Origin of the sequence: Vibrio fluvialis (assembly GCF_900460245.1) — a bacterium.
Taxonomy (GTDB): Bacteria; Pseudomonadota; Gammaproteobacteria; order Enterobacterales; family Vibrionaceae; genus Vibrio; species Vibrio fluvialis.
On sequence record NZ_UHIP01000001.1, the window covers coordinates 93,292 to 106,001 of the forward strand.

At 52.6% G+C, this 12,710-nt stretch carries 11 protein-coding genes; 6 read left to right on the forward strand and 5 right to left on the reverse strand.

All coding sequences use genetic code 11. The features are described 5' to 3' along the window. Positions 1-178: 178 nt before the first annotated feature. Entirely contained in the window at positions 179-421 is a 243-nt protein-coding gene (zapB, locus tag DYA43_RS00425; protein ID WP_020329387.1) for a cell division protein ZapB, read from the forward strand. 76 nt (positions 422-497) lie between these two features. Here zapB and metF read toward each other — a convergent pair whose 3' ends face one another. From metF to DYA43_RS00440, 3 genes are all read right to left on the reverse strand, one after another. Beyond that, on the reverse strand, positions 498-1,385 hold the full coding sequence (metF, locus tag DYA43_RS00430) for a methylenetetrahydrofolate reductase (RefSeq protein ID WP_020329389.1): 888 nt from the start codon (positions 1,383-1,385) through the stop codon (positions 498-500). A 278-nt stretch (positions 1,386-1,663) separates the two neighbouring features. Next, positions 1,664-4,075, reverse strand: a complete 2,412-nt coding sequence (locus tag DYA43_RS00435; protein ID WP_061057141.1) for a bifunctional aspartate kinase/homoserine dehydrogenase II — start codon at positions 4,073-4,075, stop codon at positions 1,664-1,666. After that, positions 4,075-5,241 (reverse strand): O-succinylhomoserine (thiol)-lyase, encoded by a 1,167-nt coding sequence (locus DYA43_RS00440; protein WP_020329392.1) that lies wholly within the window; start codon positions 5,239-5,241, stop codon positions 4,075-4,077. Before DYA43_RS00440 ends, DYA43_RS00435 begins: the two co-directional genes overlap by 1 nt. A 218-nt stretch (positions 5,242-5,459) precedes the next feature. Between DYA43_RS00440 and metJ the strand changes: the two genes are divergently transcribed. Continuing rightward, positions 5,460-5,777, forward strand: a complete 318-nt coding sequence (gene metJ, locus DYA43_RS00445; RefSeq protein ID WP_020329393.1) for a met regulon transcriptional regulator MetJ — start codon at positions 5,460-5,462, stop codon at positions 5,775-5,777. Between the two features lie 76 nt (positions 5,778-5,853). Here metJ and DYA43_RS00450 read toward each other — a convergent pair whose 3' ends face one another. Together DYA43_RS00450 and rpmE are read right to left on the reverse strand one after the other, a co-directional pair. Beyond that, a complete protein-coding gene (locus tag DYA43_RS00450) occupies positions 5,854-7,131 on the reverse strand; it encodes a malic enzyme-like NAD(P)-binding protein (protein WP_061057142.1) in 1,278 nt (425 codons plus the stop codon). A 211-nt stretch (positions 7,132-7,342) separates the two neighbouring features. Further along, positions 7,343-7,561, reverse strand: a complete 219-nt coding sequence (rpmE, locus tag DYA43_RS00455; RefSeq protein WP_020329395.1) for a 50S ribosomal protein L31 — start codon at positions 7,559-7,561, stop codon at positions 7,343-7,345. A 245-nt stretch (positions 7,562-7,806) separates the two neighbouring features. On the opposite strand from rpmE, the gene priA reads away from it, so the two are divergent. The 4 genes from priA (at position 7,807) to hslV (ending at position 12,697) form a co-directional block, all read left to right on the forward strand. Beyond that, positions 7,807-10,008 carry a primosomal protein N' gene (priA, locus tag DYA43_RS00460; protein WP_061057143.1) on the forward strand — a complete coding sequence of 734 codons (2,202 nt, stop codon included), beginning with the start codon at positions 7,807-7,809 and terminating at the stop codon, positions 10,006-10,008. 304 nt (positions 10,009-10,312) lie between these two features. Further along, positions 10,313-11,320, forward strand: a complete 1,008-nt coding sequence (gene cytR, locus DYA43_RS00465; RefSeq protein ID WP_020429332.1) for a DNA-binding transcriptional regulator CytR — start codon at positions 10,313-10,315, stop codon at positions 11,318-11,320. Between the two features lie 129 nt (positions 11,321-11,449). After that, entirely contained in the window at positions 11,450-12,007 is a 558-nt protein-coding gene (gene ftsN, locus DYA43_RS00470; RefSeq protein WP_024373673.1) for a cell division protein FtsN, read from the forward strand. 135 nt (positions 12,008-12,142) lie between these two features. Beyond that, on the forward strand, positions 12,143-12,697 hold the full coding sequence (gene hslV / locus DYA43_RS00475) for an ATP-dependent protease subunit HslV (protein ID WP_020329399.1): 555 nt from the start codon (positions 12,143-12,145) through the stop codon (positions 12,695-12,697). The last annotated feature ends 13 nt before the right edge of the window (positions 12,698-12,710 follow it).

Sequence of the window (12,710 nt, forward strand, 5' to 3'; positions counted from 1 at the left end):
AGGCATTGTTTCCCCCTTCACGCATGCAAAGTAAGCGTCAGGTCAATTTGCGCCGTTTTTTTAACCGAATAGCGCAAAATATCGAATATAGTGAGTGTTTCTCTGCGCTTGGCTGAGTAGAATGGGGAAATTAAGTGAAGTGAGTTCACCGCAACCGAATCAAAAAAGGGTAAGTACCATGTCTTTTGAAGTACTAGAACAACTAGAAGCAAAAATCCAAACCGCGGTTGATACAATCGCGTTGCTGCAAATGGAAGTTGAAGAGCTAAAAGAAGAAAAAGTGAAGCTGACTGAAGAAGCAAACGAGCTGAAAGCCAGCCGTGAAGCTCTGGAGCAGCGCGCTCAGCAAATTCAACAAGAACACACGGCATGGCAAGAGCGTATTCGCAATCTGCTGGGTAAAATGGACGACGTGGAATAATCCACCGATTGCCACGATATCGAATCTATAAAAAAACGCCGACGGTTGTCGGCGTTTTTTTGTTTCTCACATTCGCTTACAGGCTTGGACGAACGCCCAGCGTGTGGCATAGCGCGTAAGTCATTTCGGCACGGTTAAGTGTGTAGAAGTGGAAATCTTTCACGCCTTCACGCGACAGGATGCGCACCATGTCAATTGCTTGGCTGGCGCCCACGAGCTGACGGGTCACAGGATCGTCGTCAAGCCCATCAAATTGTTTCGCCATCCAGCTCGGCACCTTAACGTTGTTCTGCGCAGCAAAACGCGATGCCTGCTTAAAGTTCGAGACGGGCAGAATGCCCGGTACGATTTCAACATCGATGCCGGCGGTCACACAGCGGTCACGAAAACGCAGGTAGCTTTCCACATCAAAGAAAAACTGCGTAATGGCGCGGTTTGCACCTGCCTCGACTTTACGTTTCAGATTGAGCAGATCGGCTTGCGCGCTTTTCGCTTCCGGATGAACTTCCGGGAAGGCTGCCACTGAGATATCGAAGTCATGACGTGATTTCAGCAAAGTCACCAAGTCCGATGCGTACATGTCAGGTTTGCCGCCACCCGGAGGAATGTCACCGCGCAGTGCGACGATGTTCTGAATACCGTTGTTCCAGTAATCGTCAGCAATCTGAATCAGTTCTTCGCGGCTGGCATCAATACAGGTCAGGTGCGGCGCTGCAATCAGGCCAGTCTGATCTTTAATGGCTTTGATGATCGAGTGGGTACGGTCACGTTCGCCGGAGTTGGCGCCGTAAGTCACAGAGACGAATTTTGGTTTCAGCGTTTTCAGGCGGTGTACAGAGTTCCACAAGGTCTCTTCCATTTGTGGCGTGCTCGGCGGGAAAAATTCAAACGATACATTGATGTCTGAAAGATCAGCAATATTCTGGTTTAAAGCGTCAATATGACTGGCGTGCGTGTAACCCATTTTTCCTCTCCCTGTGGCAACGTGCCACAACGCGAACACTTCTTAAAAATTGACGTTTAGACGTCTATATGGCTACAGAATGTCTTGAATGCATTTTAATGTCAACCTTGCCAATATGAATATTTTTCATGTTGATCGTGAGGTTAATTCAACAACGTTCTCAGCACGTTAGTCGCATTTTCTGCCTGTAACCTTCAAGTTCGACGAATGTGCTGATATAGAAATTAATAGTAGAACAAACAACAAAAAGCTCGCCAATTTGGCGAGCTTTATCATGCTTACAACAGGCCTGCGAGCAGGTTGAGATCCGACTGAATCGCGCCTGCCGTGACTTCACGTCCGGCTCCCGGGCCGCGAATCACCAGCGGATTATCGCGGTACCATTTGCTCTCGATGGCAAAGATGTTGTCACACGGCAGCAGATTCGCCAGCGCGTGTTCTTTATCGAGTGCTTCCACGCCAACAGTGGCTTTGCCATTTTTTTCGAGGCGCGCCACATAACGCAGCACTTTATCCTGACGCTGTGCTTTCGCCAGACGTTCGGCCAGGCGCTCATTGAGCAACTGGCTTTTATCGAGGAAATCATCCAGTGACAGATCGCGCAACTCTTCCGGCACTAGGGATTCAACGCGTACGTTTTGGGGTTCGATTTCCAGCCCCGATTCACGCGCCAGAATCACCAGCTTACGCATTACGTCAGAGCCATCGAGATCGCAGCGTGGGTCCGGTTCGGTCAGGCCTTGTTGCCAGGCGAGATCAACCAGTTCACTGAACGGCACCTGGCCATCGTATTGCTGGAACAGCCACGACAGCGTGCCAGAGAATATACCCGACAGCGCGGTAATTTCATCGCCGCTTTCACGCAGATCGCGCACGGTGTGATTGATGGGTAAGCCGGCACCAACGGTCGCGTTGTACAACCAATGGCGACTGATTTTGGCAAATGCGTCTTTCACTTGCTGGTAGTAATCACCCGCGGCCGATCCCGCCACTTTGTTGGCCGAAATCAGATGCATGCCGTGTTCGGCGATATCGAGATAACGGCTCGCCAGTTCCTGACTCGCGGTGACATCCAGCACCACCACTTCGTCAAAGCCCTGAATATTCCCCAGTTGCGTCAACCAAGTTTGTCCATCGTTCGGTACGGCTTCGTCGTTATAGTGAGCAAACACTTTTGCTGCGTCGATACCTTGTGGTTTGAAGCAGTAAGTCTGGCTGTCAATCACCGCCACCAGTTCGAAGTTCATGCCATGACGCTTTTCCAGCTCTTCTTTCTGCTCAGCAAACAGCTTCAGCCAGCTGGAGCCGATGTTGCCTTTCCCGCACAGAGCCAGCGCGACCCGTTTTTGTGCCTGGAACAGTTGCGTGTGCAGGCCGATGACCAGTGGTTCGACAGCCGTCTGGCGCAGCACGGCGACCAGACTCAGACCGGATTCCGCTTCGCACACAAATTCAACCGGCGCGGTTTTGAGCTGTTGGAAGAACCCATAGCTGTGCTGCGCGTTTTTGGTGACACCTGCACCGACCGCGCCCACCATGGAATAACCTTCTTTGAGTTTGATTTCCGCCTCAATACCTAAATCTTGCAAGAAGGCCAGCGAACCGGAGGCAATTTCTGCGGTATAGGCCAGACGCAGGTATTGTTGGTCGGCCTGAACTTCATACGCCAGCGGTTCCAACTGCGCCCGTTGGAGTTTTTCCAGCACGTCTTGCTGAGCGCGCTGGAAGTTGTGACCATGCACAAACGCCAGTTCAATCAGCAGAACTTCTTCCAGCGACGTGATGATTTTTGCGCCGCGGCCTGAAGCCAGCACGCGCTCGATGCGGGTGGATCCGGATTCTGGTTGATAACTGCAACGCAGGCTGAGATCCATCGCGCTTTGTGCCACAGGCTGTAAAGTACGGCTGTGCAGTACCGGTGCGGCCAGGCGAGCCAGTTCGTTGGCTTCATCCAAACGCAGCAGTGGCAGCAGGCAGGCATCGGTGACCAGACGCGGGTCGGCGCTGTACACGCCTGCGACATCACTCCAGATGGTGACGCGATCCACTTCGGCCAGCGCGCCAATTACGGTCGCGGAATAGTCAGAACCGTTACGGCCGAGCAGCACGGTTTCGCCTGCTTCGTTCTGCGCCATAAAACCTGTGATGATGACGCGATGATGGGCGTGTTGTGCCAGTACTTCTTTGATCAGCGGATAAGAGCGCGCGCGATCGACTTCCGGTTGCGTGCCGCTCTCGGCGCGCAGGAAAGCACGAGCGTCCTGAGCGACCGCTGGCAGTTTGAGCTGGTTGAGCAGCGCTGCCAACAGGCGTGATGACCACACTTCTCCGTGACCGAGCACCGCCGCTTGTTGCGCTTTGTTCAGGGGAGCGGCAAGCTCGCCCAGGGCGACAAATTCGTTGTTGAGTTGGGTGAGCAGCTGATCGGCAGTGTCGCCGTCCAGCAAACCTTCAATCAGTTCGCTTTGATATAGACGCAGGGATTGCAGCGCTTCGTGCGCAATACGGCCGTCTTTATTCAGAGCATCGAGAAAGGCAATCAGGCGGTTGGTTGTTTTACCCGCCGCGGAGACCACCACGAGATCGTCGGCCTGTGAATATTCCTGCAGAATATGGGCGACGCGTTGATAACATTCCGGGTCTGCGAGACTGCTACCACCAAATTTATGCAGCTGACGCGAAATTGTCATTAAAAGGCCTCCTTGGCTTTATTAAACGCCTGATCCAGATCGGCAATCAGGTCGGATGCATCTTCCAGACCGACTGACAAACGCAGCAGTTGCTGTGAGACGCCCGCTTCCGCCAGAGCTTCTTCGCCCATCGCGCGGTGAGTCATTGAGGCGGGGTGACATACCAGACTTTCTACACCGCCGAGTGATTCTGCCAGCGAGAACAGTTCCAATTCGCCGACGAAGTATTTCAGTTGCTCAAACGAACCGCCAAACTCAAAACTCAGCATTGAACCAAAACCGACCTGCTGTTTTTTCGCAATCTCGTGACCAGGATGGTTTGGCAGGCTAGGGTGATAAATCACTTTTACCAATGACTGGCTTTGCAGATAGTTAAGGATTTGCTGTGAGCTTTCTTCATGCACGCGCATACGTGCGCCGAGCGTGCGCAAGCCACGCAGCGTCATGTAGCTGTCAAACGGCGTACCCGTCGCGCCGATGCAGTTACCCCACCATTTCAGCTCTTCGGCATGCTGGGCATCTTTACTGATGATCACGCCGCCAATCACGTCCGAGTGACCGTTCAGGTATTTGGTGGTGGAGTGCACCACAAAGTCAGCGCCGAGCGTCAGAGGCTTTTGGTACACCGGTGTCAAAAAGGTATTGTCGACCGCCACCAAGGCGCCGACCGCTTTGGCTTGCTGGCAGATTTTTTCGATGTCGACCACACGCACCAATGGGTTGGACGGGGTTTCCAATAACACCAGTTTCGGGTTTTGGGCCATCGCCGCCGCCAGAGCCTGCTCGTCGGACTGATCGACAAACAGCACTTTGAAGTCGCCTTTCTTCGCGCGCGTGTTAAACAAACGGTAAGTGCCGCCATAACAGTCGTGCGGCGCAATGATTAAATCTTGTGGAGAAAGAAACGCGCTGACCCAAAGGTTGAGCGCCGAAGTGCCGCAGTTGGTGACCACCGCATCGGCACCGCATTCGAGTTCAGATAGTGCCTGTTCCAGCAAACCACGGTTCGGGTTACCAGAGCGGGTGTAATCGTATTTTGGCACTTCACCAAACGCAGGAAAGCCATAGTTGGTCGAGAGATAAATGGGTGGAACAACAGCGTGGTATTGAGTGTCAGATTCAATACCCGTGCGGACCGCAACGGTCGCTGGCTTGCGATTGGTCATGAGCGTTTCCTTTCCTGATTGACGGTGTTTTGGCTTCCAAGTCGGCAGTGAACCTTAATATTTCTGTTCACCCCGCTGAATAACATCACACTTTACTGACCAAAAAAGAAGACGTCAACACTTCTAGACGTCTATATGTCTTTGCTTATGGCAGTAAATCCCGCTAAAATTGGGGACTTTGAAAATATTCAACTCGAATCCAACAACGAAGGTGCGCAATGGCAGACTGGAATGGCGAATATATTAGCCCATACGCGGAGCATGGGAAAAAGAGCGAGCAGGTGAAAAAAATCACCGTATCGATTCCGCTTAAGGTGCTGAAAGTGCTGACGGATGAACGTACTCGCCGCCAAATCAATAACCTGCGTCATGCAACGAACAGTGAACTGTTGTGTGAAGCGTTTCTGCATGCCTACACAGGCCAGCCGCTGCCAACGGATGAAGATCTGCGTAAAGACCGCCCGGATGACATTCCGGCGGAAGTGAAAGAACTGATGACCGCAATGGGCATTGAGTTCGAAGCGTACGACGACTGATCCCACGGACCGACACGCATTAAAAAACCCTGGCATTGGCCAGGGTTTTTTTGTCTTCACTTGAAGCAAAGAGTGCTTAGGCTTCCATGTAGCCTTGTGGCATTTCGATGCGAGCAACGCCCGAATCCACGGCAGCCTGAGCCACCGCTTTTGCTACGCGTGGTAGCAGGCGAGGGTCCATTGGTTTTGGAATGATGTAGTCGTTGCCGTAAGACAATTTGTCTACACCCGCGGCTTTCAGCACTTCTACTGGCACTTCTTCTTTGGCTAGCTGACGAATCGCGTCGACCGCAGCCAGTTTCATCTCATCGTTGATTTCGCTGGCGCGGACATCCAGAGCACCACGGAAGATGAATGGGAAACACAACACGTTGTTCACCTGGTTCGGGTAGTCGCTGCGGCCGGTACCCATAATCAGATCGCTGCGCACTTGGTAAGCCAGTTCTGGTTTGATTTCTGGATCTGGGTTGGAACACGCAAACACCACCGGTTTGTCGGCCATCAGCTTCAGTGCGTCGGCTGGCAGCAGGTTCGGACCCGAAACGCCCAGGAACAGGTCAGCGCCGGCGATCACATCTTCCAGCGTACGTTTGTCGGTGTTGTTCGCGAACAGTTGTTTGTATTCGTTCAGGTCGTCACGACGGGTGTGAATCACACCTTTGCGATCCAACATATAGATCTTTTCGCGCATTGCGCCACATTTGATCAGCAGTTCCATACAAGCGACGGCAGCGGCGCCAGCACCCAGACAGACGATGATGCACTCTTCCAGCTTTTTACCTTGCAGCTCAATCGCGTTCAGCATGCCGGCAGCGGTGACGATCGCAGTACCGTGCTGGTCATCGTGGAACACGGGAACGTCACAACGTTCAATCAGGCGGCGTTCGATTTCAAAACAGTCCGGAGCTTTGATGTCTTCCAGGTTGATGCCACCAAAGGTGTCGGCAATGTTCGCGACGGTATCGACGAACTCGTCGATGGTGCGGTGTTTGACTTCAATGTCGATAGAATCCAGGCCCGCAAAACGTTTGAACAGCAGGGCTTTACCTTCCATGACCGGTTTGGATGCCATCGGGCCCAGGTTACCCAGACCGAGGATCGCCGTTCCGTTGGAGATAACTGCAACGGTATTTCCCTTTGCAGTGTACTTGTATACGTTGTCGACATTTTGTGCGATTTCACGCACCGGTTCCGCCACGCCCGGGCTGTAAGCCAGAGCAAGGTCAGCAGCAGAATCTGCTGGTTTCGTTAGAGAAACAGCGATTTTCCCTGGAATAGGTAGGGCATGGTAATCCAGTGCGCGTTGGCGGAAAGTTTCTTCCGGAGTCAGTTGTTGGCGATTGTCATCGGACATAGGGGGAGGTTCTCTTATTGTTTTGGAAAAGGAGAATTATTCTAATTGATGTCTGTCAAGCTGCCTAGGCAGGATTGCGAGTCAATCGTACAAAACTTGACTGATTTAATCTGATAAGACCAGCTGTTTTGTGATCGCCGTGAGGAGAAATTGCAGGCATGAAAAAAGGACGCCGGAGCGTCCTTTTCTGAATCTTCGCGTGAAGCAGTAATTACTTCTTGCTTGATAGTGCGCCGAAACGCTTGTTGAAGCGATCAACACGGCCGCCAGTGTCAACAACACGTTGTTTACCAGTGTAGAATGGGTGGCACTTGTCACATACGTCCAGGTGCAGAGAGTCTTTACCTAGAGTAGAGTTGAAAACGAAAGAGTTGCCGCAAGAGCAAGTCGCGTTTACTGCTTTGTATTCTGGGTGGATACCAGCTTTCATGGGATAACCTCAATTTAGGCCGTGTCGCTATCCGAATCAACGTCGGACACCACACGTAATGTTAATGATACTGTTCGATACTCAGCCTTGTTGACCAAGCATCTTCAAGGCGCGATATATTAATGAATCCACCGCTTCGGATCAACCGCTTTCGGCGTTATTTTCGCCACTATTGTGGGTCGAATTTCCCATCCGCATCCAGTAGACTGTGATTTCTCACCATTTTTGACTGCTGACGGACTGTTATGCGCCCAACTATTGCCCGTGTTGCCTTGCCGGTGCCACTGGATAAGCAATTTGATTACCTGATTCCCAGCCATCTGTTTCCGATCATCGGCGGACGGGTGTCGGTGCCGTTTGGCCGCCAGACGCTGGTCGGCATCGTCACGGCACTGGTGCAGGAATCGGAATTTCCGCGTGAGCAGTTAAAAGTGATCAAAGCGGTGCTGGATTCGCAGCCCGTGTGGCCGGAGACCCTGTACCGCCTGCTGCACTGGTGTAGCCAGTTTTATCAGTATCCACTCGGCGACACGCTGGCCAATGCGATGCCGGGTGCGCTGCGCAAAGGCAAACCAGCCGATTTTGCCAGCAGTAAAGAGTGGCAGATTACCGAACGTGGCCGTGATCAACTGATGCAGGGGTTTGGCCGGGCGATTAAACAGGCTCAGGTGATGCATTTGGTGCAATCAGGTCCGGTGGCGCATCAGATCATGCTGGATGAAGAAGTGTCCAGTGCCACATTGAATACCTTGCAAGACAAAGGTTGGATTGAAGTCACTGAAAAGCAGCCTCAGTTTCGCCCGTGGCCGAAGGAGATTGAAGCTCAGGTGGATAAACCTAGGCTCAATCAGGAGCAGGCGATTGCGATTGCATCGGTGAACAGTCAGCGTGGTTTTGGTTGTTATCTGCTGCAAGGCGTCACGGGGTCGGGTAAAACGGAGGTTTACCTCAATCTCATCAAGCCGGTGTTGGAAGCCGGGCGGCAAGCGTTGGTGCTGGTGCCGGAAATTGGCCTCACGCCCCAGACCATCAACCGTTTTCGCAAGCGTTTTGATGTGCCGGTCGAAGTGATTCACTCGGGGCTGAATGAAACGGAACGCCTCAATGCCTGGCTGGCGGCGCGCGATAAAATTGCGGGCATTGTGATTGGCACGCGCTCGGCGCTGCTGACACCGTTTGCCGATCTCGGCATCATTATTGTCGATGAAGAGCACGACGCCTCTTATAAACAACAAGACAGCCTGCGTTATCACGCGCGGGATGTCGCCGTCATGCGCGCCAATCTTGAGCAGGTGCCGATTGTGCTGGGTTCGGCCACGCCGGCTCTGGAAACGCTGCACAATGCGCTGACGGGTAAATATCATCATCTGCAACTGACGCAGCGCGCCGGAGCGGCACTGCCGACCACTAACCGGGTGTTAGACGTCAAAGGCTTATATCTTGAAAGTGGCTTGTCGGCACCGCTGATCGCCGAAATGCGCCGCCACTTGTCGCAAGGCAATCAGGTGCTGTTGTTCCTCAACCGTCGCGGTTTTTCGCCCGCGCTGATGTGCCACGAATGTGGCTGGATTGCCGACTGTCAGCGCTGCGATGCCTACTATACCTATCATCAGTACAGCAATGAAATCCGCTGCCACCATTGTGGTTCGCAGCGTCCGGTGATTCACCAATGTCAGGGCTGCGGCTCGACGCATCTGGTGACCGTCGGTGTCGGCACCGAGCAGCTGGAAGCGCAGCTCGGTGAGCTGTTTCCGGAATACAAAGCGATTCGTATCGATCGCGACAGCACGCGCCGCAAAGGCAGTCTCGAATCGGCACTCAACGCGATTCGCCGCGGCGAATATCAAATTCTGATCGGCACGCAGATGCTGGCCAAAGGTCACCACTTCCCCGATGTGACGCTGGTAGCGCTACTGGATGTCGATGGCTCGCTGTACAGCAGCGATTTTCGTGCCTCTGAGCGTCTGGCGCAGCTGTTTATTCAGGTCGCCGGCCGTGCGGGCCGAGCGAGTAAACCCGGCGAAGTGGTGTTGCAGACCCATCATCCCGAGCACAGTTTGCTGCAAGCTTTGCTGAATAACGACTACAACCATTTTGCCGAGCAGGCGTTGGCTGAGCGCAAACTGGCGCAATTGCCGCCGTACACTTATCTGACCTTGTTTCGCGCCGAAGGCAACCAGTCGCCAATGGTGGAAGATTTTCTGCGCCAGGTGAGACACACCTTAGAAGCGCATCCGCTGTGTGAACAGGGCTGCATGGTGCTCGGCCCAACTCCTGCACCTCTGGCAAAACGCGCGGGCAAATTCCGCTGGCAATTATTGCTGCAGGCGCCGAGCCGTTCAGTGATGCAAAAGCTGCTCGCCAGTGCCAAACCTGCGATTCAGTTGCTGCCGCTGGCGGGGAAAGTTCGCTGGTCATTGGACATAGAACCACAGGATCTGAGCTGATTTTGCTTATTGTTGCTTTTATCAGAAAAGTAAAATCCTTCTTATCGTGATTAAAATCACGCTTGTGATGCAAAATTTGTTAATCAGACCGTAACTTTCTATGCGGAAACGAATAGACTATTCGCAACATTTTGTCAGTGAAACGTTTTCGCTGCATAAAATCGAGCTTAAGTTCGTCCAAAGCGGTATCAGACGTTGGGTAAAAGGAGTGCCGAACTTCTGAATGTAATTGGACAACTCGCAATCCCATAATCATAAAAAAGTGCAATTGCACGATGAGAACCGAGAAAGAGGGTAATTACACATGGCGACAATGAAGGATGTTGCCCAGCTTGCAGGCGTTTCGACGGCGACGGTCTCGCGCGCTCTGATGAATCCCGAAAAAGTTTCAGCCTCAACCCGTAAGCGGGTCGAGGAGGCAGTTTTAGAAGCTGGCTATTCACCGAATTCTTTGGCCCGAAATCTGCGCCGCAATGAGTCAAAAACCATTGTCGCGATAGTGCCGGATATCTGTGACCCTTATTACACAGAGATCATTCGTGGTATCGAAGATGCTGCAATGGAACACGGTTATCTGGTGCTGCTGGGCGACAGCGGACAGCAGAAAAAACGTGAAAGCTCATTTGTGAACCTGGTGTTTACCAAACAAGCGGACGGCATGTTACTGCTGGGGACTGACTTGCCGTTTGATGTGAGCAAACCCGAGCAGAAAAACCTGCCACCGATGGTGATGGCGTGTGAGTTTGCGCCGGAGCTTGAGCTACCTACGGTACACATTGATAACCTGACATCGGCGTTTGAAGCCGTGAACTATCTGACTCAGATGGGGCACAAACGTGTGGCACAAATCGCCGGACCGGAAGCCGCGGTGCTGTGTCAGTTTCGTCAGCAAGGTTATCAGCAGGCGCTGCGTCGTGCGGGTATCACTCGCAATCCGACCTACAGTATGAGTGGTGACTTTACTTTTGAGTCCGGAGCCAAAGCGGTGCGTCAATTATTGGCCCTGCCTGAGCCACCAACGGCTATCTTCTGTCACAACGATACCATGGCGATTGGCGCGATTCAGGAAGCGAAACGTCTGGGACTGCGCGTACCGCAAGATCTCTCTGTGGTGGGCTTTGATGACATTCAATTCGCCCAGTACTGCGATCCACCGCTGACGACCATCTCTCAGCCTCGCTACGAGATTGGCCGTCAGGCGATGCTGATGATGCTGGAATTGCTGCGTGGTCATGACGTGCGTGCCGGCTCACGTTTGCTGGAAACTCAGCTGGTGGTGCGTGAGAGCGCAGCGCCGCCTCGTTCGATGTAAGCAGCTTCAAACCTGACATTTCCTTGAAATAAGCGGCGTATTTTGATGCGCCGCTTCCATTTCCGCTCTGTTATCTGCCGCGAAACTGCTTTAACATGTGGGCAAAATTGTCAACTTTTGAATTTGTCTGTGGCTAATAAAGATTATGTAAGGCGCGGTCGTAGTCCGAAAAAGCCGACCCCCAAAAAAGCAGCTCCTCGACGTAGAAAACCTTGGCGTAGTGGCCTGTTGGCGACGCTATTGGTTGCCGGTTTTGGCTATGGGCTGTATCTGCTCAATCAGGATCCTGAGCCGCCGAAACCCACTCCGGTCGTGGTGGATACCAAGCCGAAATCCGTCAGCAAACCTAAAGCGACTAATGAATTGCCACCGCCTCCGACGGAGAAGTGGGATTATGTTGAATCACTGCCGAGTCGTGAGATTGAGGTCAAAGCCAAAGAGCTGCAGGTCTCCGATATTCCTTACGTGATGCAGTGCGGCGCGTACAAAAATATGCAGCAGGCGGAAGCGCGTAAACTGGATATCGCCTTCCAAGGGTTGAGTAGCAAAATCCGCAAGAAAGAAGACAGCAGCTGGTATCGCGTGGTCCTCGGTCCGTACAAATTCAAACGCGATGCGGAGCGTGATAAACACAAACTGCAACGCGCTAAAATTGAACCTTGTGCGATTTGGAAAGAGCAGCAGTAATCTCGTGAACAACAGAAACGCCCGGACTTTGTGCCGGGCGTTTTTACTTTGTGCTGACGATTCAATCCTTGAATTTTGATTTTCCAGCCTCATATATCCACTATCTTGATAGTGAAAACCACAAAGGGGTTCATCGTGACTACCATCGTATCTGTACGTCGTAATAACAAAGTTGTCATCGCAGGTGACGGACAAGTCTCGCTTGGCAATACCGTAATGAAAGGCAATGCGCGTAAAGTTCGTCGTCTGTACAACAACAAAGTATTGGCCGGATTCGCGGGTGGTACGGCGGACGCATTCACGCTGTTCGAACGCTTTGAAAGCAAACTGCAAATGCATCAGGGGCACCTGACAAAAGCCGCGGTAGAGCTGGCCAAAGATTGGCGCAGCGACCGCGCACTGCGTCGCCTTGAAGCCATTTTGGCGGTAGCCGATGAAACGGCATCGCTGATCATCACGGGTAATGGTGATGTGCTGCAGCCAGAACACGATCTGATTGCGATTGGTTCCGGCGGTAACTTTGCTCAAGCGGCAGCGATTGCCCTGTTGGAAAATACCGATTTAGACGCACGTGAAATCGCAGAAAAAGCGCTGACGATTGCCGGTGATATCTGCGTGTTCACTAACCATCATCACACCATCGAAGAACTGGAAATTCCTGAAGGCTTATTGCCTGCAGCGGCAGAATAATAATCGCGTGTGA

What these genes read in the sequence shown, in the direction of transcription:
- zapB (WP_020329387.1), top strand. Translation starts at nt 179, where the DNA reads ATGTCTTTTGAAGTACTAGAACAACTAGAAGCAAAAATCCAAACCGCG.
- metF (WP_020329389.1), bottom strand. Translation starts at nt 1,385, where the DNA reads ATGGGTTACACGCACGCCAGTCATATTGACGCTTTAAACCAGAATATT.
- DYA43_RS00435 (WP_061057141.1), bottom strand. Translation starts at nt 4,075, where the DNA reads ATGACAATTTCGCGTCAGCTGCATAAATTTGGTGGTAGCAGTCTCGCA.
- DYA43_RS00440 (WP_020329392.1), bottom strand. Translation starts at nt 5,241, where the DNA reads ATGACCAATCGCAAGCCAGCGACCGTTGCGGTCCGCACGGGTATTGAA.
- metJ (WP_020329393.1), top strand. Translation starts at nt 5,460, where the DNA reads ATGGCAGACTGGAATGGCGAATATATTAGCCCATACGCGGAGCATGGG.
- DYA43_RS00450 (WP_061057142.1), bottom strand. Translation starts at nt 7,131, where the DNA reads ATGTCCGATGACAATCGCCAACAACTGACTCCGGAAGAAACTTTCCGC.
- rpmE (WP_020329395.1), bottom strand. Translation starts at nt 7,561, where the DNA reads ATGAAAGCTGGTATCCACCCAGAATACAAAGCAGTAAACGCGACTTGC.
- priA (WP_061057143.1), top strand. Translation starts at nt 7,807, where the DNA reads ATGCGCCCAACTATTGCCCGTGTTGCCTTGCCGGTGCCACTGGATAAG.
- cytR (WP_020429332.1), top strand. Translation starts at nt 10,313, where the DNA reads ATGGCGACAATGAAGGATGTTGCCCAGCTTGCAGGCGTTTCGACGGCG.